Raw genomic sequence first — 20053 nt, forward strand, 5'->3', positions numbered from 1 at the left:
TCAGTACTGGTACCCCCGGGCCGCCTGCTGCAGCCCGCGCACCGGCGCCGGCAGGGGCCGACGCCGTCCGGCCAGAAGAAGCCGCAGGCCGTTGACGGCGACCAGAATCGTGGACCCCTCGTGCCCCACCACCGCCAGCGGCAGGGTCAGGCTGCCCATCAGGCTGAGCGTCGCCAGCATGGCGATGACGCTGACGGCGAATGCCAGGTTCTGGGCCACCACTTTCCGGGCCAGGCGGCCCAGCCGGAAGGCATCGGTCAGACGGGCGAGGTCGTCGGACATGAGCACCACGTCCGCGCTCTCCAGCGCCGCGTCGTTGCCTGCGCCGCCCATGGCCACGCCCAGGCTCGCCCGGGCCAGGGCGGGCGCGTCGTTGATGCCGTCTCCCACCATCGCCACGGGGCCGTAGGCCCGCTCCAGCTCTTCGATTGCCTTCAGCTTGTCTGCGGGCAGCAGGTTCGCCCGGAACTCGTCCACCCCGGCCTCTGCCGCCACGGCGGCCGCCACCCGCTCGTTGTCGCCGGTCAGCATCACGATCCGCCGGATGCCCTGCGCCCGCAGGGCCTCGACCACCGCGCGGGCCTGGGGCCGGATCCGGTCCGCGACGCCCAGCACGCCCAGGGGCCGCCCGTCGGCCATCACCAGCACGGCAGTCTCACCCTGATCTTCCACCCGCTCGGCCTGCCGGTTCATCCAGCCGTCCAGCTCCTCTTCCAGCAGGCGCCGGCTGCCCACCAGCACCCGCCTTCCCTCCACCAGCGCCGAAACGCCCAATCCGGGCTGCTCCTCCACCTCAACGGGCTGCGGCAGCCCTCCCACCCGCCTCCGGGCGGCGGCGACGATGGCCTGGCCCAGCGGGTGGCCGGAGCGGAGCTCAGCCGAAGCCGCCAGCCGCAGCAGCTCCTCCTCTGAGACACCCTCCGCGGGGATGACGGACGCGAGCTCCGGCCGGCCCTCGGTCAGGGTGCCTGTCTTATCGAAGGCGACCACGCGGATGGTCCCCGCCTGCTCCAGGTGGATGCCACCCTTGAACAGGATGCCCTGCCGGGCGCCGGCGGCGATGCCCGAGAGCAGCGCCGCAGGCGTGGCGATCACCAGGGCGCAGGGGGACATGACCACCAGGAGCTGCATGGCCAGATAGAAGCTGTCTGACCAGGACCACCCGGCCAGGAGCGGCGGCAGCGTCCAGGTGAGCACGGCCACCGCCACCACGATCAGCGTATAGTAGCGGTCGATCCAGTCGACGACCCGCTGGGAGCGGGCCTTCTGCTCCTGCGCCTCCTCCACCAGCCGGATCACCCGGGCCAGGGTGGAGTCGGTCGCGGGCCTCGTCACCCGCACCAGCAGGCTGCCGGTAGTGTTCAGGCTGCCGGCGTAGACCTGCGAACCGGGCGCTTTGGCCACGGGCACCGATTCCCCGGTGATGGCCGCCTGATCGACAGCCGACCGGCCTTCCACCACGACGCCGTCCACGCCCAGCCGCTCCGCCGGCCGGACCACCACCAGGTCGCCCACCTGCACCTGCCCGAGGGGCACAACGCGCTCCTCGCCGTCGGCTGAGCGCACCAGCGCCTCGTCAGGCCGCAGCGTGACCAACGCCTCAATCGCCCGCCGGGTGCGGCCCGAGGCGAACTCCTCCAGCGCGTTGGAGAGGGCGAAGAGGAAGATCAGCACGGCACCCTCGCCCCAGCGACCCAGGGCCGCTGCGCCCATGGCGCCGAGAGCCATCAGCATGTCGATGTTCAGGCTGCCCCGCCGCAGCGCGGCCAACCCGTCCCTGACCCGCAGATAGCCGCCGAAGACATACGCAGCCGCATACGCCGCAGCCGCCCAATTGTGCAGGCCCGGTGCCAGCCGCTCCCACATCCAGCCGAGCGCCAGGAACAAACCGCTCAGCACGGTCGCCCTGACCAGCGGCCGCAGCTCTTCGTCCATCAGGCCCATGCGCACCTGTAACACCGAGCCACCTCCTAGTTTAGAACGGTTCTAATCTAGAACCATTCTAACTTAGGTGGCTGGGGTTGGCAAGGGGGTGCGAGCGGATTTCTTCGTGAGTTGAGTCGACGCCGGGCAAGGAACGCTTGCCCCGGCCACAAGTGTCCCGGGCAAGCGTCCTCCCGCTCAACCTCGCCTCCCCGGCTAAGCTGCGGGAACGAATGTGCACTTTTCCCAACTGCTTGTGCCACAAGCGTTTCCGGGGCCGCGGTCCCTGTACCTCTTGCCGCGCCTGGACTTCACGAAAGTGCACATTTTTTCCAACGCCCGGGGCGAGCCCTCCAGGGACCCCCAACTGGCCAAAACTCGCCGGCAAGGTGCCCGCCCAACGCCACCAAAGCCCCGGCACTTCTTCTATTGGAACCAATGTGCACTTTCCCCAAGTGCTTGCGCGGCAAGCGTTCCAGGAATCGTATCCTCCAGATCCCGCTTGGCACAAGGACTTCACGAAAGTGCACATTTTTACCAACATGGCCGCCCCCATTGGGCGTCGCCTCGATGGCTTCCCCGGCCGCTGCCCTCACAGCTGCCCTGGACCTGCAAGACCCACCGATGCGTCATTCCGCACGGCCAGCTGACCAGGTCACCCTCCTGCTTGCCGTCGTACCGGTCCGCCCCGGGGCCCCGGTCCGACTTCCGCGGGAACGAATGTTCACTTTCCGCGAGCGCTTGTTCCACCAGCGTTACCCGGGCCGCGACCCCTGTAGCCCTTGTGGCGCCTGGACATCAGGAAAGTGCACATGCTTACCAGCGTCGACGTCTCATTCGGGCACAACCCCCACGTCTGTCCCTGCCCTGCGGCACCCACGACGGCGGGTATCCGCATCGGCTACCCAGGCCAAAGCAACCCACCGCAAGCCCTCCTGCAGACACACCAACAGGCGCCTCATGTTGCCGCTGTGCGGCCACACGAGGCGCCTGTGTGCGCAAACTGCAAGTTGACCAGACGGGACGATCAATCTGCGCCGCCGTTGCGGGCGCAGGCGGGGCAGACGCCGTAGTAGAGCATCTGCGCGCCGACCAGCTGGAAGCCGGTCTCGGCCTCCACCACTTCCTCCAGGCCGGTGGAGATGTGGTGCAGGTCGATCACCTGCTTGCAGCGGATGCAGACCACGTTGACGTGTGTATCAACGTCCAGCTCGTAGTGGACGGCGCCGGCCGAGTCGGGGCCCAGCTCGTAGAGGAGCCCGCGCTCCTTCAGGACGGTGAGGGTGTTGTACACAGTGGCCAGACTGACGCCGGGGTGATGCTCTCGCGCGGCCTCAAAGATCTCCTGCACGGTAGGGTGCTTCTTCCCCGCCATGCCGGCCAGGGCGGTGCAGATGGCGGCGCGCTGTGCCGTGACCTTCAGCCCCGCGGCGCGCAGGCCCGCCGTGAACGGATCTTCGTGGCGCTGTTCAGCAGCTTGATGCCCGGTCGGGGTCATGGCGTTCACCTCCGGCAGTAAGAATCATTCCAGATAACAGTATATCAGATCAGATGTTACTGCAATAGCCTTTTGGCCAAAACCGCCGAAATCTAGTTTGCGCCATCCCGGCCCTGATCATGGCAGGACTTGTCCTCCGGCAGGAGAAGCGAACAACGAGGTGATTTTCCGATGACCGAGATGAACAGCCGACCGCCCCAGGCGCTCCTGCGCGTGCAGGATCTTGCACGGGCCACCGCCTACTACAACCGGCTTCCCGGGTTCCGCACCGCCGCCGCCGGACCGAAGACGGCCCTGGTCACCGCTCCGGAGGGGGAAACGCTGGTGCTGCAGCAGGCCGGAACGTCTCCCCCGCCATCGCTCACCGCGCCGCAAGCAGGTCCCGGCGCGTGGGTCTACCTGCACCGCGCGAACCTGCCCGAACTGGCCGCGCGCCTGCGCGCTTCCGGCCTCACCCCCGATGGCCCCACCGTCACCTACCCCGGATGGAGGCAGTTGCTGCTCACCGATCCCGACGGCTACGTGCTGGCCTTCTGGGAGGAGCAGCCCGTCACCGACGCACAGATCCTCGAACTCTACCAGTCCGCGCCGGCCCGCCTGGCAGACGTGGTCGCGCGCCTGGGTGAGGACGGGCTTGATGTGGAGCGCGCCCCGGGTAAGTGGACGGCCCGGCAGATCGTGCACCACATAGCTGACTCGAACGTGGAGACCTTCCACGTCGTGCGCATCGCGCTTGCGTTGCCGGGCAAGCGCATACACACCACCGTCTGGGACAACGACGACTGGATGCGGGGGCTGGCCTGCCACCGGCGGGCGGTGGAGCCCGCGATCGCCCTGTTCGCCGCCTCGCGCGCCTGGGTGCTGGAGGCCCTTTCGCACCTGCCGGACGGCCTGGAGCACACGGTCACCTGGCCCAGCGGCTATACGGCCAGCGTGCGCGACCTGCTCAGGCAGCAGGGGGGCCATGCAATCCACCACATCCTGCAGCTTGAGGAAATCGCGCAGCGTTTGGGGAAGTAGTTCCACGAAAGCTTCCGGATTCAGAACCAAACGATGCCCGTGGCGGGTCATATAGTCGAAACCAGCACCCGTCCCCGCAAGGAGGTGTGCCCCCATGACATCGCTATTCCTTTATACCTTTTGGGTTGGTTTCGGACTGACGCTGATCTCCGTCATCCTCGGCTTTGTGGATCTGGGCGGCGACGCCGGCGACCTCTCCCACGGGGGCGATCTGTCGCACGGGGGGGACCTCAGCGCAGACCTGAGCGGTGACCTGGGCGGCGACCTGGGCACGGATCTGGTCCCGGCCGGCGACGCCTCTGGCGCCATAGAGGCGGGAAAGGCGGCGGCCGTCTCGCCCGTCAACTTCCAGACCCTGGTCGCCGCGCTGATGGGCTTCGGCGGCATCGGCTACCTGACCTCGGCCTACGGCCCCCCGATCGCGGCCGTGGCCCTGGCCGGAGCGGCCGGCGGCGCCTTCGCCACCGGCTGGCTGATCTACCGGTTCCAGCGCTTCCTGATCCGCGGGGAACGGCCGCTCCCGCCCACCAGCTATACCGGCCTCGTCGGCCGGCTGACCGTGCCCATCCGGGAAGGGGGCACCGGCGAGGTGGTCTACCGGCAGCACGGCTCCCGCATGGTGTCGGCGGCCCGCTCGCTGGACGGGCGCCCGATCCCGAAGGGCGAGGAGGTCGTCATCCTTCGCTACGAGCGGGGCATCGCGTACGTCCAGCCGTGGCGTGAATTCATGAGTGAAGAAAACGAGAAGGGGGTTTGAAACTCGGATGGGTCCTTTGATTTATGCCGCGCTCACGATACTGGGCATCCTGCTCCTGCTGGGCCTGCTGGCCTCCATGTACCGGAAGGTTCCGCCCAACCGCGCGCTGATCGTCTACGGCTTCGGCGGCCCGCGCGTCACCAAGGGCGGCGGCCTGGTCGTATGGCCGCTGATCCAGTCGGCGCAGGAGCTCTCACTCGAACTGATGTCGTTTGACGTCGTTCCGCAGCAGGACTTCTACACCGTACAGGGCGTGTCCGTCACCGTGGAGGCGGTCACCCAGATCAAGGTAAAGTCTGACACCGAGTCGATCCTGACCGCAGCCGAGCAGTTCCTCTCGAAGTCCATCAAGGAGCAGCACGAGATCCTGAAGCTGGTCATGGAGGGCCACCTGCGGGGCATCATCGGCCAGCTCACCGTGGAGCAGATCGTGAAGGAGCCCGAGATGGTGGCCGACCGCATGCGGGCCAACGTCGCCGACGATATGGCGAAGATGGGCCTGGAGGTCATCTCTTTCACGGTCAAGGAAATCAAGGATAAGAATGATTACATCAACAACATGGGCCGGCCGGACACCGAGCGCATCAAGCGGGCGGCGGAGATCGCCGCAGCCGAGGCCCTGCGCGACACCGAGATCAAGCGGGCCGAGGCCATGCGCGAGGCGGCCATCGCCAAGGCGCAGGCCGAGCAGGAGACGGTGCTGGCCCAGTCCGCCTCGCTGGCCAAGCAGGCCGAGGCGCAGCGCGACCTCGAGCTGAAGCGGGCGGCGTTCGACGCCGAGGTCAAGCGGGCGCAGGCCCAGGCTGACAAGGCCTACGATATCGAGGCCAACGTCATGCAGCAGAAGGTCATCGCGGAGCAGGTCCGCGTGCAGCAGGTCGAGCGCCAGGAGCAGGTGAAGGTCCAGGAGGCCGAGATCCTGCGGCGCGAGAAGGAACTGATCGCGACCGTGCTGAAGGCCGCCGAGATCGAGCGGCAGAAGCAGGAGGCCCTGGCCGCAGCCCAGGCCCGCAAGGTGGAGATCGAGGCCGAGGGTCAGGCCAAGGCTATCCGGATGTCCGGTGAGGCCGAGGCCGATGTCGTCCGGCAGAAGGGTCTCGCGGAGGCCGAGGTCATCCTGGCCAAGGGCCGGGCCGAGGCCGAGGCCATGCGCATCAAGGCCGAGGCGTACAAGGAGTACGGCCAGGCGGCCATCCTCGACAAGCTCATGCCGGTGCTGCCCGAGCTGATGCGGGCCGCCGCCGAGCCGCTCTCCCGCATCGACAAGGTCACCATCCTCTCCCAGGGCCAGGGGGCCGAGGTGGGCGTCAATAAGTTCATGAGCGACGTCGCCAAGCTGGTGGCCACCGCCCCCACGGTGCTGGAGGGGCTGACCGGGCTCTCGATTCAGGACATGATGAAGCAGATTCCGGGCCTCGACGCCAAGGTCAGGGAGATCACGGCAGAGGTAACGAAGGTCGAGACTGAGCCGGAGCCGGCGCCCGTCGCGGCGGCTGCCGAGCCAGAGGCGGAGGCGGAGGCCGAGGCGAAGAGCGAGGCAGAGGCGTAGACGTAGCCTAGACGTAGCGTAGACGTAGCGTAGGCGTAGGCGCAGCGTACCCGTTGGCGTTGCCGTATCCGCAGTCGTCTATGCACAAGCCGCAGACAGAATCGCAAGGGGACCTGCGAGCAAACCCGCAGGTCCCCTTGTGTTACGTCTTGGCGGCCGCCTTGTTGATCAAAACGGAAGGAAGGCATGCGCACACTTGAAGAGTTGTGCCTCTGGCTCCAACTCATTGTGCTCATACTGAAACTCCTATCCCTCTACTTGTAAGGGGTAGGTGCGTGATCCTACCCTGTGTCGCAGCCAGATAGCGGCAGCCGCCGGCCCGGTGTGCATCACCGGGCCTCAACTATTCTGCCCAACCGCACCGCACCTATGCGTCCTTCGCCACCGCCCTCAGCGCCTGATCCAGGATCTCCAGCGCCCGGTCGCAGTCCGCCTCGGTGATGATGTACGGCGGCAGGAGCCGCACCACGGTATCGGCCGTCACGTTGACCAGCAGCCCCAGTTCGTGGCACTTCTCCAGCACCGGCCTGGCCGGCCGGGTCAGCTCCATCCCCAGCATCAGCCCCATTCCCCGAACCTCCTTCACCAGGCCCGGGTGCTTCGCCTGCAGCCGCCTGAGCCCCGCCAGCAGGTACTCGCCCATCGTTCCGGCGCGGGCCGGAAGCTCCTCCGCCAACAGCGTCTTCACCGTGGCCAGCGCCGCGGCGCACGCCAGGGGGTTTCCGCCGAAGGTGGTGCCGTGGTCGCCCGGCGCGAAGCCCCGGGCGGCCTCCTCCGTGGCGCACACGGCCCCGATGGGCACGCCGCCGCCCAGCCCCTTCGCCAGGGTGATGATGTCGGGCTTCACCCCGAAGGCCTGGTAGGCGAACAGGTGTCCCACCCGGCCCATGCCGCACTGGATCTCGTCGAAGATCAGCAGGGCGCCGTACTCGTCGCAGAGGGCCCGGGCAGCCTCCAGATACTCCCGGGACAGAGGATGCACACCGCCCTCTCCCTGCACCGGCTCCAGGATCACGGCGGCGGTCCGCTCGGTCACTGCGGCCTTCAGGGCCGCGACGTCGCCTGCCTCCGCGTAGTCGAATCCCTCCGGCAGCGGGCCGAAGCCCTCCTGAATCGCCGGCTTCGCCGTGGCCGTCACCGTGGCCAGGGTGCGGCCGTGGAAGGAGTGCGTGAGGGAGACGATGCGGTTCTTCTCCTTCAGCCCCTTGCGCCACTGGTACTTCCGGGCCAGCTTGATGGCGCCCTCGTTGGCCTCGGCCCCCGAGTTGCAGAAGAACACCCGGTCGAGCCCGCCGTTCTGCGTCAGCAGCTCGGCCAACTCGGCCATCGGGGCGCTGTAGTAAAGATTGGAGCAGTGGATCAGGGTGGCCGCCTGGGCGGCGATCGCCGACACCAACTCGGGGTGGGCGTGGCCCAGCACGTTGACGGCGATGCCCCCGAGGAAGTCCAGGTACTCCTTTCCGTCGGCATCCCAGCAGCGCACCCCCTCCCCCCGCACCAGGACGATCGGATACCGCCCGTAGGTCTGCATCGTGTGCCGGTCTGCCCGGGCCATCAGGGCCGCGCTCTCGGTTCCGGTCTTGCCCGCCATCGCCATCCCCTCCGCTACTTGATCACCATGGTGCCAACGCCCTCGTCGGTGAAGATTTCCAGGAGCAGGCTGTGAGGCACCCGTCCGTCGATGATGTGCACGCGGTTGACGCCGCCCTCCAGCGCGGTGAGGCAGCACTGGAGCTTGGGGATCATCCCGCCCTCCAGTTTGCCCCTGGCCATCCAGGCCTGCACCTCCTGCGCCGTCACCCGGCTCAGCAGGCTGGAGGGGTCGTCCTTGTCGGCCCGGACCCCCTCCACGTCGGTCAACAGCACCAGCTTCTCCGCCTTCATGGCGGCGGCGATGGCGCCGGCCACCGTGTCCGCGTTGATATTGTACGGCTGCCCCCCGGGCCCCACGCCGATGGGAGCGATGACCGGCACGAAGCCCGCGGCGGTGAGGGCGGAGAGCACCTCGGTGTCCACCGCCGCGACGTCGCCCACGAAGCCCAGGTCCACCATCTCGCCGGTCTGGGCCGAGCGGTGCAGGTGGCGCACGGCCCGGATCAGACCGGCATCCTGCCCCGAGAGGCCCACCGCCTTCACGCCCTGGGCGCACAGGTGGGTGACGATCTCCCGGTTGGTCTTGCCCACCAGCACCATCTGCGCGATCTCCATGGTGGCCGCGTCGGTCACCCGCAGCCCGTCCACGAACTGGGACTCGATGCCCATCTTCCGGGCCATCTGCGAGACCTCGGGCCCGCCGCCGTGCACCACGATGGGGTGCATGCCCACGTATTTCATCAGGGCGATATCCTGCATGACGGCAGCCTTCAGGTCGGCGGCCGCCATCGCCGCGCCGCCGTACTTGATGACCACCGTCTTGCCCGAAAACTGCCGGATGTACGGCAGCGCCTCCGCGAGCACCGCCGCCTTGTCGAGCGCCTGCTGATCCACGGATCCCGCCTCCTGCGGTGTGATTGCATAATTATACTTCAACATGCATTCATATGCAAGGGGAGCCGCCCGCCCTCACATGGGCAGCGGCTCCCTTCCCTGCAGGCCGTGGCCCGCTTCCTGCGCCTCATAGCGCGCTCTGTGCTGGCACCGGTCGCAGATGTGTACGGCTCCCGGCCCCGGACTTCCCCGCGCAGGCCGGCCGCAGAGGGCACAACGGAGGTACCCCTCCGGAACGACCAGGTCGGCCGTCGTGTCGCCGGCTGCCTGCACGCCGGTCGCCTGTGCGGCGGTCGCTGCACCGGCCGCCCGTGCGCCGGTCGCACGTGCCGCAGCGGAAACTGCGGCGCCGGACCAGCTTCAGGGCGGGATACCGGGGGTCATCCAGGTGGAGCAGGACCTGCCTCCGCCCGATCGGCTCAACCGACCGGATGCGATCCAGCGGAACCTGATACATCGGACCCTGGTTGCTCAGGAACCAGAGGGTGCGGTCGCAAAGCACGAGGGTCGTGCCGGCGAAAATGCGATCGTGAAACCAGTAGAGCACCGGAACCCCGAACAGCAACCCCGGGTGATCCAGCCATACGCTGAGGAGAACCAGGAGCACGATGACGAGCACAAAGCCCGCCGCACGGGTCCGTGCCGCCGTGCGGAGCAGGCATGGCACGGCCTGCACGGCCTCCCGGGGCGTGCGCGGCACTTCGCCGGGAAGAGCCGCCCCGGCCTGCTCCGCTGCCCGCTCCACGGCCTCCTGGAACGCACGCGGGGTGACCACGGACAGCCGCCTGACGGCGCGGCCGTCATTCCACCGGATCTGCCAGCCTGTCGTGAGCGGCTTCACCTCGGCGGCGGCCAGCGGAATCACGTCCTCACCCAGCCAGCGCCCCAGGCGGAGCACCGGACCCGTCAGCACCGTGAGGCGGCTCCGCCGCTCCACCACCAGGCCAAGAAAACCAAGGAATATCAGGATATTGATGTAGTCGACTTCCCTCGCATTCGCTGCCCACAGCACGTACTGCTGCAGGACCGGCACTGCAGCCAGCGCCGCCAGCACCCACCTCTCCCACCAGCGGGCGCGCAGAACCTGAACCGGCACCCCAGTTGCCCTCCTCTGCGAGGCGATCCGCCGCTACTTCTGCGCCGCCCGGCGGGGAATGGGCGGCGGCAGCCGGCGCCGCCGGCGGGGCTCGAAGCCCAGCACCCGCGCCACCTGCGGCAGGTTCCGGCGCCCCCAGCCGCCGCAGCGGCCCGGATCGGTCAGGTCCACCCACTCCAGGGCCCCGATGGAATCGTTGGTTGCCGGGTCTGACCCCACCCGCGGGCGGCCGTTCTTGATGCGGCACCGGAAGAAGTAGCGGACGTAGTCCCGGCCGGGCGGGGCCTCCTTCAGGACCATCGGTCCCACCTCAACCTCTACCGAGCACTCCTCCATCAGCTCCCGCCGCAGGGCCTCCTCCAGGGTCTCCCCCGGCTCCAGGGTGCCCCCCGGGAAGTTCCAGTACCAGGCGTCCTCGTCGGGGTAGTAGTACCGGACCAGCAGCAGGCGGCCATTTTCCACGATGAGGGCGTACGCTTTCTGACGCTTGGTCACGCTCTCTCCCTCCCGCTCAGCCGATTCTCTATGATTTCTGCCTTTGGTCATGCCTTCCTGCCCGCGCCGTAGTCTTACATAGATAAAAAGTATAGATCGGATCAACTCGGACCATTTTTGGGCATTAGGCACAGGGAGACGGGAAAGGAGGGCGAAGGATGTAGGTGAGAGCGTGCGCTCCGCCTGCACGTGATGCGCCTGCCTGAGGCGCAGGCTCTTCTCCCTGCACCCCGGGAGCGTTTGCGCTTCCGGGGTTACGCATCGGAGTGGACGGGGCGGACTTCTTGGGGAGGTGGGGAGATGCGCTCGTCGATCCAGGACGCCGAAGCCCCGGTGGACACGGGCCCCGGTCCCGACCCGTTCGCCGAAATGGTCGGACGCGACCCGGCCTGGCTGCGGGTGCTGGAGATCGCCCGGCGGGGGGCCCGGACCTCGGCCCCCGTGCTGATCACCGGCGAGACGGGCACCGGCAAGGAGCTGGTGGCCCGCGCCATCCACGCGGCCAGCAACCGCGCGAAGGGCCCCTTCGTCGCGATCAACTCCGGCACGCTGCTGCCCCATCTCCTGACCAGCGAGCTGTTCGGATACGAGCCCGGCATGTTCACGGGCGGCAACCCGAAGGGCCGCACCGGGCTGATCCAGTCGGCCGACGGCGGCACCCTGTTCTTCGATGAGGTCAGCGAACTGCCCTACGAGGCGCAGGTGGCCCTGCTGCGCACCCTGCAGGAGGGCGAGGTGGTGCGCGTGGGCGGGCACAAGCCGATTCCCGTCGACGTGCGGATCGTGGCCGCGACCAACCGCGACCTCCGGGAGATGGTGCGTCAGGGCAAGTTCCGGCAGGACCTGTTCTACCGGCTGAGCGTCATCCCGGTCCACCTGCCGCCTCTCAGGGAGCGGCCCCGCGACATCATTCCGCTGATCGTGCACGGCTACCGGCACCTGGGCCGTCCGGTGCCGCGCCTGCCCCTCAGCTCCTGGAGGCAGCTGTTCCGGTACGACTGGCCGGGGAACGTGCGGGAGCTGCTCAACCTGGTGCAGCTGGCCGTCACCCTCGACGAGGACCCGGCCGAACTCCTGCCCCTCCCGCCGCTGCCCAAGTCCAAGGCCGAACCCGGGCCGGCGGGCGAGGAGACCGCCATCCGGGACGCGCTGGACGCCTGCGGCGGCAACGTCTCGGCCGCGGCCCGCACCCTGGGGATGGGCCGGTCGACCCTGTACCGGAAGCTCGAGCTGTACGGCATCCGGCTCAAGCGGCAGGTGGAGTGAGACAGGTGTCTCATACAGGTGTCCCGCGCGGGACACCTTTCTTGCCCCCAGGCACGCCGCAAACTCCGCATCTTCGTTGGCACCGAACTTGCATTTACCCCATGGATGGATCGCAAAAATGCTCGGAGATGGAGGGACTGCCTATGACCTTAGGTGGATACGCACACCGCATCGCACGCATCGACCTGACCAGCGGCAACATCGAGTACGGTCCCGTGGAGAAGGAACAGCTCCGCAAGTACATCGGCGGCCGCGGCCTCGGCGTGAAGTTCGTGTTTGACAACGGGCCCAAAGTCGACCCCCTCTCCCCCGACAACCTCATGGCGATCATGATCGGCCCCGTCACCGGCTCCGCCGTTCCCATGTCGGGCCGCCTGGCCATTGTGACCAAGTCGCCGCTCACCGGCACCATCACCGACTCGCACATGGGCGGCTTCACCGCGGCGCGCCTGCGCTGGGCGGGCTTTGACGGCCTCTTGATCAAGGGCCGCGCCTGGAAGCCGGTCTACCTGGTGGTGAAGGACGGCACCGTCACCATCGAGGATGCCACCCACCTGTGGGGGCTGGGCGTCCGGGCCACTGTGCGCGCCCTGCAGGAGAAGTACGGCAAGGAGAACACCTCCGTCATGGCCATCGGCCCCGCGGGCGAGCGGCTGGTGCGCTTCGCGGGCTGGCTGAACGAGCACGACCGGGCCTCGGGCCGCGGCGGCACCGGCGCCGTGGGCGGCTCGAAGAACCTGAAGGCCATCGTCATCATCGGCGACCGCTCCGGTCAGCCGCAGCCGGCGCCCGAGCGGAAGGAGGCCTTCCAGGAGGCCGTGCGCGCCGGTCAGAAGGCGATCAACGCGGGCGCGCTCACGGCGCCCAACAAGGGCGGCCTCTCGATCTACGGCACCAACGTGCTGATGAACATCCTCAACGAGGCCGGCTCCCTGCCCACCCGCAACGCGAAGGAGAGCCACTTCGAGCACGGTGAGGCCATCAGCGGTGAGGCCTTCCGCGAGTTCAACCACGTGTCCGACCCCGTCTGCCACGCCTGCCCGGTTCACTGCAAGAAGGAGGTCGAGGTCAAGGAGGGCCGCTGGAAGGCCAAGACCGAGTCGATGGAGTACGAGACCGCCTGGGCCCTGGGCGCGCAGTGCGGGCTGGGCGACCGCGAGCCGCTGATCTACATGCTCGACCAGTGCAACGACTACGGTCTCGACACCATCGAGATGGGCGTGACCCTCGGCATGGCCATGGAGGCCTCCGAGAAGGGGCTGACGCCGGAGGTCATCAACTGGGGCGACGCCGAGAAGATGTCGGAGCTGATCCGCAAGACCGCCTACCGCGAGGGCTTCGGCGACATCCTGGCCAACGGCGCGGCAAAGGCTGCGGAAATCCTGGGCGACCCCGACATGGCGCTGTCGGTCAAGGGCCAGGCCATGCCGGCCTACGACCCGCGCGGCGTGCAGGGCATCGGCCTGGGCTACGCGACCTCCAACCGCGGCGCCTGCCACCTGCGGGGCTACACCATCGCCTCGGAGATCGCCGGCATTCCGTTCGCCACCGACCGCACGGTCACCGAGGGCAAGGCCGAGCTGCTGAAGACGTTCCAGGATCTGTTCGGCTTCATGGATTCCATGGACGTCTGCAAGTTCGCCAGCTTCGCGCAGGGCGCCGAGGAGTTCTCCGCCCAGGTGCGTGAGCTCACGGGCATGGACGACATCACGCCTGAGGAGGCCATGCGCATCGGCGAGCGGGTCTATAACCTGGAGCGCTACTACAACAACCTGAACGGGTTCACCGGCGAGGACGACACGCTGCCCAAGCGGTTCTTCACCGAGCCCGCCACCCACAACTCGGCCGGCATGCTGTCGCAGCTGCCCGTCATGCTGGAGGAGTACTACAAGCTGCGGGGCTGGAAGGACGGCGTGGTGACCGAGGAGAAGCTGAAGGAACTGGAGATCATCTAAGTGATCGTGAAGCTGTTCGGTAACCTGCGCCAGTACGGCGGAGGCAGCCGGGTCGAGGTGGACCTGGGCGAGGGGCGCACGATCGCCGACCTGCTGGAGCGGCTCTTCGCGCTTCGCCCTGCCCTCAGGCCCCACGTGGTAACGCCGGAGGGGGACGCGCTCCTCCCCCACGTGAACATTATGCTGAACGGCCGGCTGATCCGCGACCTGCAGGACCTGCAGACGCCGGTAACCGAGCAGGACAGCGTCGCCATCTTCCCGCCGTCTGCAGGGGGGTAGGCCAATGGTCCTGGACCTGCGGGGCAGTACGCCTGAGCAGGTGCGGGCGTACTTGGTGAGCCTGGGCGGCACGCCCAGGCCGGACGGCACGGTGGCCGGCCCGGGCTGGACGGCCCGGCTGGAGGCCGGCGAGCACCACGCCCTGGGGGCGGTGTGGCCCCGGGTGGTGGTGACCTTCACCGGCGACGCCGCCGCGGTGGCGGCGGTGGAGAAAGGCCTCCGCCTGCGTGCCATGCGGGCGGGCGGATAGTGGGGATCGCGTGTGGAAAGGCCCCGGAAGCGCATGCCGCTTCCGGGGCCTGTGTGTTGCTGCGCGCCGATCGCCCGGAATGCCCGCCCCTTGGTGAGCCCGCGGGCCGGTCAGCCCGGCATCGCCGGCCCGGCCGGGGCCGCCTGGGTGTAGGTCACCGAAAAGCGGGTCGGCTCCGACTCCGGCGTGAGCGCCAGCTCCCGCCCGGGCCACGCCAGGCGCAGCCTACCGGCCGCGGGGTCGTACTCCGCCGAGTAGAGCGTGCCGAAGTGTTCCAGGTACCGCTGCTGATACAGCGGCGGCCGCAGGAAGTCGGCCAGGGTGAGGGCGCCGTCGTGCGCCTGCAGGTAGGCCAGCCGCTCCTCCGTGCGGGTGAAGGCCCCGTGCTGGGGGACCTCAACCCGGCCCTGGTGGTTCGTGCAGCCCACGAGCCCCCGCTCCACCACCATCTCCCGATCGGGCGAGAGGTAGACCACCGCATGCGCGCCGGAGCGGTCGAGCAGGACGAGATTCTGCGCCATGCGGTGCGGAATCGCCGCTTCGGCCAGCCGCAGGAGCGCCTCGTCCACCGAGGCGCACGCCTGCAGGAGCCAGCGGATGACCAGGATAACCGTGAAGCCGGGACCGGTGACGAACCGGCCGCCGAAGGTCAGGGCCACGGCGAGCCCACGGTCGTTCATCCCGTCCAGATAGCCCCAGCCCCCCTCGGCGGAACCGAGGATCCAGCCGCCCCCGGCCAGTTCCTCGAAGCGGAAGGCGCAGGGGCAGTCATCCACCCCGAGGTCGTAGTTCCGCAGCAGGGTGCTGCCTTCGGAACGGCGGTCCACCTGCACCGAGCAGCCCGACCAGAAGGGCCGCTGGTTGTAGAGCGCCAGCCCCTGGGCGGCGCCCGGCTGATCGTCGTAAAGGGGCAGCAGGGCATCGAAGTCCGGGAGCAGCTCAGGCATGTGGCGGCCCAGCAACGCGCGCACTTCGGCGGTTCCCAGGAAGGGCGGTTCGGACCGGTTGATCCGCAGCGACCAGTGGCGGGAGATGTGGGGTTGCCAGGCCCCGGGGCTGCGCTGCGGCGAGGGCAGACGCTCAAACGAGACCTCTTTGGTAAACCGCTGCACGTACATCACCTTTCCAATCGCAGGATGGGGATCAGGATCTCGACGTAGAGGTCGGGCGGACCGACCGGGTAGCGCTCCAGGGCCGGCCCCGCGGCCTGCCAGCCGTGCTCCGCCATGAACGCGTGGATCCTGCTGTAGCTGCCCTCGACCTCGGTTATGGGGCCGCGGTGCTCCAGCGACAGCGCGAGGAGCGAGGGCCGTTCTTCGAGCTCGCCGCCCTCAGGCAGGCGGGCGCCCAGGCCGCTGACGCTGAAGCCGACCTTGCCCCTTACGCGCCCCGGTGCCACGTCGGCCACGTACTGGAAGTAGGCGCTGTGCAGCGTGAAGCCGGCCGCGGTCAGCTCGCGCTGGCGGCGGTCGTAATGCGGCGCAAAGCCGCCCACCGGCCCGTCATGGAGGAACCAGGCGACCTGCTCGCGCGGGATGACCTGCAGGGTCACGACCTCGGAGCCGCCGCGCCTCAGGCTCTCGATATACCTGCGGGCCAGTTCCAGCCAGGCGATGCGCTCGCCCAGCTCGTCGTACCAGCGGGAGAGCGCCGCCTGCTGCTGCTGCGCATCCCCCTGCCGGAAGGCGCGCACCTCCTCCACCGGCACCGCGGCCAGCCGGAGGCTGTAGAGAAACTTGGCGGGCAGCACCTGGTCGGCCCCGTACAGCCGGTAGCCGTTCTCGCCCCGCTGCTCGGGCCGCAGGACGGCCTGCGCATCGTAGTAGCGCAGGGTGGACTCCGGAATGCCGGTGATCCGGCTGAACTGCTTGATCGTCAGCACCTGCCGCTCGACCTCCTGGCCACCATGATAAACCTTCAAGTAACTTTAGGGTCAACCCTCCGCGGCGGCTCATCGCTCGCTACTTCCGTGAGCGACGCGGTGTCCGGGATCCTCGCCCGCGAGCCGTTTCGGGAGGCCCTCCGAAGCGCCCTGGAGCAGGACGAGATCGGCTCGCCGGCCTCGCTGGATCTGGATGGAGTTGGGGAGATCAACGCCAGGGCGGGCCGGGAGGTCGGCGACCAGCTGATCGCGATGCTTGCGGAGGGGCGGAGCGAGCGCGCCGCTCGCGCCGACTTCGCCGCGAGGGCCGCGGCGGCCTCAGGCCATGTTTCAGGCCAAGGAGGCCGGGCAAAACAGCGTCGGGCTGCCCGGCCGGGAGGAGATGGTCCTGCGCTCCTGCTACTACACCACCTCCCAGGTGGCCCGTCTGAAGAAGCTGGCGGAAAAACTGAAGAAGAAGGAGTCGGTGCTGCTGCGGGAGGCGCTGGACGACCTGCTGCGGAAGTACGATATCATGTAAGTCTGGGAAGACGGTTCGACCGCCGGGGAGGCGGCTGGCGGGCGGTGGGCTTCCATCACAGAAAGCCCCGGAAGCAGCGTCGGCTTCCGGGGCTCGGTTGTTGCTTTGGATGGGGCATCCTTGTTGCGCGGTCACGTCCTGTAACTGCCGTTGATCTTCACGTAGTCGTACGTCAGGTCGCAGCCCCAGGCCGTGGCTTCGGCCTCGCCGGCGTGCAGATCGGCGGTGAGGACGACTTCCTTCCCGCTCAGCACCCGCGCCGCGGCCGCCTCGTCGAAGGACAGCGGTTCGCCGGCGCGCATCATCTGCACGTCGCCCAGCCACAGGTCCACCTTCCCGGGGTCGAACTGCGCCCCCGAATAGCCCAGGGCGGCCAAGACCCGGCCCCAGTTGGCGTCCTCGCCGAACACCGCGGCCTTCACCAGGCTGGAGCCGCACACCGCCCGGGCCGCCATCCGGGCGTCGGCCGTGCTGCGGGCCCCCCTCACCCGCACCTCGATCAGCTTGGTCGCGCCCTCGCCGTCCCGGGCAATTTCCTTCGCCAGGTGGGTGAGCACGGCGGTCAGCGCTTCGGCAAACGCCCGGTAGAGATCGGTTCCCGGCGTGACCCGCGGGTTGCCCGCGAGGCCGTTGGCCAGCACCAGGACCATGTCGTTGGTCGAGGTGTCGCCGTCGACCGTGATCATGTTGAACGAGGCTTCCGTGGCTTCCTTCAAAGCGGCGCGCAGGGCCGCGGCGTCCACGTCGGCGTCGGTGGTGACGAAGCCGAGCATCGTCGCCATGTTGGGGTGGATCATGCCGGAGCCCTTGGCCATCGCCCCGATGGTGACGTCCGCCCCGCCCAGGCGCAGCCGCACTGCGGTCTGCTTCGGATAGGTGTCGGTGGTCATGATGGCGAGGGCCGCGTCGTCGCCGCCCGCCTCCGAGAGCGCAGCCGCCGCGGCGGCGATGCCCGCCGCCACCCGGTCCATCGGCAGCGGCACGCCGATCACGCCGGTGGAGGCCACGCCCACCAGCTCGGGGCGGATGTCCAGGGCCTCCGCGGCCAGCCGAGCCATCTCGGCCGCGTCCTTCAACCCCCGCTCACCCGTGCAGGCGTTCGCGTTGCCCGAGTTGATCACAACGGCCTGCAGCCGGCCCGTCTCCGTGCGCTCCCGCGTCAGCGCCACCGGCGCCGCCTTCACCAGATTGGTGGTGTAGACGCCGGCTGCCGTGCAGGGCACCCGCGAGGCGAGCAGGGCCACGTCCTTCTTGTCGCCGCCGTTCCCCTTGATGTCCGCGCGCACGCCGGCGGCCACAAAGCCGGCCGGCGCCGTCACGCCGCCCGCCACGTTCCGCATCTCCTCACCTACCCCTTCACCCAGTTGGGCCGGGCCACCAGCGGGATCTCGAACGTCTCCTCGTCCAGCTCCTCCGGCGGCACCAGCAGCCGCATCATCGCGATCTCATCGCAGTTGTGGAACTTGTCGCAGTACACACATTCCTTCCAGACTTTCTGCGGGAGCCGCTCTTTCGGCACGACCTCGAAGCCGCACTTCGCGAAGAAGCCCGGCTGGTAGGTGAGCGCGAAGATCCGCTTCAGCCCCAGCTGGCGCGCCTCTTCCAGCAGGTGCTCCACCAGGCCGCGGCCCACCCCCTGCCCGGTGAGGCCCGGCCGCACGGCGAGGGAGCGGATCTCGGCCAGATCACGCCACATGATGTGCAGGCCGGCCACGCCCAGCACGCGCCCGTCGTCGTCCACCGCCACCGTGAAGTCGCGCACAGATTCGTAGAGCATCATCAGCGGCCGCCGGAGCATGAGCCCCTGTGCCGCGTAGCCGTTGATGATCTCGTGGGCCGCGGGAATGTCGGCCATGACGGCCTTCCGAAACTGCATGAGAACCCCTCCCCGGGGGAGATGGATGGGAGCCTTCCGGCTCAGGGATAGACCGGCCCGGTAGGCTGCAGACCGGCGGTCTCGGGAAGACCGAACAGCAGGTTCATGTTCTGGACGGCCTGACCGGCCGCACCCTTCACCAGGTTGTCGATGACGCTGATGACCAGCACCCGACCCGTGCGCGGGTCCACCCGCAGGCCGATGTCGCAGTAGTTGGAGCCCCAGACCTGCTTGGTGGTCGGCAGCTCTCCCGCCGGGCGCACCCGCACGAAGGGCTCGCCGGCGTAGAACTCCCGGAACAGGTCCACCAGCTGCTCGGTGGTGCGGTCGGCCTTCAGCGTGAAGTAGCCGGTGGCCATGATGCCCCGGGTCATGGGCACCAGATGCGGCGTGAAGCTGACCACCACCGGCTCGCCGGCCAGATCGGTGAGGGTCTGCTCGATCTCGGGCGTATGCCGGTGGGTGCCGGCGATGTTGTAGGCCTTGAAGTTCTCGTTGACCTCGGAGAAATGCACGCCGAGGCTCACCCCGCGCCCGGCGCCGGAGACGCCGGACTTGGCGTCGAAGATGATGCCCGAGGACTCCACCACACCAGCCTTCAGCAGCGGCGCCGCCGCCAGCGCGCACGCCGTGGGGTAGCAGCCGGGGTTGCCCACCAGCCGTGCGCCCCGAATCTGCCCCCGGTAGAGTTCCGGCAGGCCGTAGACCGCCTCGGCCATGAGGTCAGGGGCCGTGTGCGCCTTCCTGTACCACTGCTCGTAAATGGCCACGTCCCGCAGCCGGAAGTCGGCCCCCAGGTCGATCAGGCGCTGGCCGGCCGCCAGCACCGCCTGTGCCAGGCCCATGGTGAGGCCGTGGGGCAACGAGGTGAAGACCACGTCGCACGCCGCCAGGGCCTCAGGCGTCGCCTCCTGCCCGACCAGGTCCGCACGCCCGGCAAGGTGGGGGTAGACCTCGGCCAGGCGCTGCCCCTGGTAGCTCTCGGTGCCGGCCAGCACCACCTCGACCTCGGGGTGCAAGGTCAGCAGCCGGATCAGCTCGACGCCGGCGTACCCCGTGGCTCCGGCGACTCCCACACGTATCGTCATCGTTCCGGCCTCCCTGCCCCTGTTCTTGTTGCATAATCATAACTCTATGTGTATAAAGATGCAATCCCCGGAATGCGCCGCCGGCGCGCGGCAGACCCCTTCATCTTAAACC

Annotated in this window: 19 protein-coding genes; 8 read left to right on the forward strand and 11 right to left on the reverse strand. The window is 68.6% G+C overall.

Annotated features, from left to right (window positions below; translation table 11 throughout):
- Both ACZ45O_RS11575 and ACZ45O_RS11580 read right to left on the reverse strand, forming a co-directional pair.
- Positions 1-1959: a heavy metal translocating P-type ATPase gene (locus ACZ45O_RS11575; protein ID WP_464853128.1), complete on the reverse strand. Its 1959-nt coding sequence runs from the start codon at positions 1957-1959 to the stop codon at positions 1-3.
- A 991-nt stretch (positions 1960-2950) separates the two neighbouring features.
- Positions 2951-3421 carry a Fur family transcriptional regulator gene (locus ACZ45O_RS11580; protein WP_464857731.1) on the reverse strand — a complete coding sequence of 157 codons (471 nt, stop codon included), beginning with the start codon at positions 3419-3421 and terminating at the stop codon, positions 2951-2953.
- A 171-nt stretch (positions 3422-3592) separates the two neighbouring features.
- On the opposite strand from ACZ45O_RS11580, the gene ACZ45O_RS11585 reads away from it, so the two are divergent.
- The 3 genes from ACZ45O_RS11585 (at position 3593) to ACZ45O_RS11595 (ending at position 6747) form a co-directional block, all read left to right on the forward strand.
- A complete protein-coding gene (locus ACZ45O_RS11585) occupies positions 3593-4441 on the forward strand; it encodes a DinB family protein (RefSeq protein ID WP_464853129.1) in 849 nt (282 codons plus the stop codon).
- Positions 4442-4535: 94 nt separating this feature from the next.
- Entirely contained in the window at positions 4536-5198 is a 663-nt protein-coding gene (locus ACZ45O_RS11590) for an NfeD family protein (protein ID WP_464853131.1), read from the forward strand.
- A gap of 7 nt (positions 5199-5205) precedes the next feature.
- Positions 5206-6747 carry a flotillin family protein gene (locus ACZ45O_RS11595; protein WP_464853133.1) on the forward strand — a complete coding sequence of 514 codons (1542 nt, stop codon included), beginning with the start codon at positions 5206-5208 and terminating at the stop codon, positions 6745-6747.
- A 367-nt stretch (positions 6748-7114) separates the two neighbouring features.
- Here ACZ45O_RS11595 and ACZ45O_RS11600 read toward each other — a convergent pair whose 3' ends face one another.
- The 4 genes from ACZ45O_RS11600 to ACZ45O_RS11615 form a co-directional block, all read right to left on the reverse strand.
- A complete protein-coding gene (locus ACZ45O_RS11600; protein WP_464853134.1) occupies positions 7115-8338 on the reverse strand; it encodes an acetylornithine transaminase in 1224 nt (407 codons plus the stop codon).
- Between the two features lie 14 nt (positions 8339-8352).
- Complete coding sequence (gene argB, locus ACZ45O_RS11605) at positions 8353-9234, reverse strand: acetylglutamate kinase (RefSeq protein WP_464853135.1); 882 nt, start codon at positions 9232-9234, stop codon at positions 8353-8355.
- A 127-nt stretch (positions 9235-9361) separates the two neighbouring features.
- A complete protein-coding gene (locus tag ACZ45O_RS11610) occupies positions 9362-10330 on the reverse strand; it encodes a hypothetical protein (RefSeq protein ID WP_464853136.1) in 969 nt (322 codons plus the stop codon).
- Positions 10331-10363: 33 nt separating this feature from the next.
- Positions 10364-10825 (reverse strand): NUDIX domain-containing protein, encoded by a 462-nt coding sequence (locus tag ACZ45O_RS11615; RefSeq protein WP_464853137.1) that lies wholly within the window; start codon positions 10823-10825, stop codon positions 10364-10366.
- A 300-nt stretch (positions 10826-11125) separates the two neighbouring features.
- Between ACZ45O_RS11615 and ACZ45O_RS11620 the strand changes: the two genes are divergently transcribed.
- From ACZ45O_RS11620 to ACZ45O_RS11635, 4 genes are all read left to right on the forward strand, one after another.
- Complete coding sequence (locus ACZ45O_RS11620; RefSeq protein WP_464853138.1) at positions 11126-12091, forward strand: sigma-54 interaction domain-containing protein; 966 nt, start codon at positions 11126-11128, stop codon at positions 12089-12091.
- A 143-nt stretch (positions 12092-12234) separates the two neighbouring features.
- Positions 12235-14046: an aldehyde ferredoxin oxidoreductase family protein gene (locus ACZ45O_RS11625; protein WP_464853139.1), complete on the forward strand. Its 1812-nt coding sequence runs from the start codon at positions 12235-12237 to the stop codon at positions 14044-14046.
- Positions 14047-14325, forward strand: coding sequence for a ubiquitin-like small modifier protein 1 (locus ACZ45O_RS11630; protein ID WP_464853140.1), 279 nt, complete (start codon positions 14047-14049; stop codon positions 14323-14325). It abuts the gene before it with no gap.
- A gap of 4 nt (positions 14326-14329) precedes the next feature.
- Complete coding sequence (locus tag ACZ45O_RS11635) at positions 14330-14575, forward strand: MoaD-like domain-containing protein (RefSeq protein ID WP_464853141.1); 246 nt, start codon at positions 14330-14332, stop codon at positions 14573-14575.
- 110 nt (positions 14576-14685) lie between these two features.
- On the opposite strand, the gene ACZ45O_RS11640 is transcribed toward ACZ45O_RS11635, so the two are convergent.
- On the reverse strand, positions 14686-15687 hold the full coding sequence (locus tag ACZ45O_RS11640; RefSeq protein ID WP_464853142.1) for a C45 family autoproteolytic acyltransferase/hydolase: 1002 nt from the start codon (positions 15685-15687) through the stop codon (positions 14686-14688).
- A gap of 5 nt (positions 15688-15692) precedes the next feature.
- Positions 15693-16457 (reverse strand): MerR family DNA-binding transcriptional regulator, encoded by a 765-nt coding sequence (locus ACZ45O_RS11645; RefSeq protein WP_464853143.1) that lies wholly within the window; start codon positions 16455-16457, stop codon positions 15693-15695.
- Positions 16458-16782: 325 nt separating this feature from the next.
- On the opposite strand from ACZ45O_RS11645, the gene ACZ45O_RS11650 reads away from it, so the two are divergent.
- Positions 16783-16977 (forward strand): ribbon-helix-helix domain-containing protein, encoded by a 195-nt coding sequence (locus ACZ45O_RS11650; protein WP_464853144.1) that lies wholly within the window; start codon positions 16783-16785, stop codon positions 16975-16977.
- Positions 16978-17108: 131 nt separating this feature from the next.
- On the opposite strand, the gene argJ is transcribed toward ACZ45O_RS11650, so the two are convergent.
- From argJ to argC, 3 genes are read right to left on the reverse strand one after another with little or no spacing between them, the layout of a single operon-like run.
- Complete coding sequence (gene argJ / locus ACZ45O_RS11655; RefSeq protein WP_464853146.1) at positions 17109-18317, reverse strand: bifunctional glutamate N-acetyltransferase/amino-acid acetyltransferase ArgJ; 1209 nt, start codon at positions 18315-18317, stop codon at positions 17109-17111.
- 8 nt (positions 18318-18325) lie between these two features.
- Entirely contained in the window at positions 18326-18853 is a 528-nt protein-coding gene (locus tag ACZ45O_RS11660) for an N-acetyltransferase (protein WP_464853148.1), read from the reverse strand.
- 41 nt (positions 18854-18894) lie between these two features.
- Positions 18895-19941 carry an N-acetyl-gamma-glutamyl-phosphate reductase gene (gene argC, locus ACZ45O_RS11665; RefSeq protein ID WP_464853150.1) on the reverse strand — a complete coding sequence of 349 codons (1047 nt, stop codon included), beginning with the start codon at positions 19939-19941 and terminating at the stop codon, positions 18895-18897.
- Positions 19942-20053 lie beyond the last annotated feature (112 nt).

The organism is Symbiobacterium turbinis, assembly GCF_055383075.1.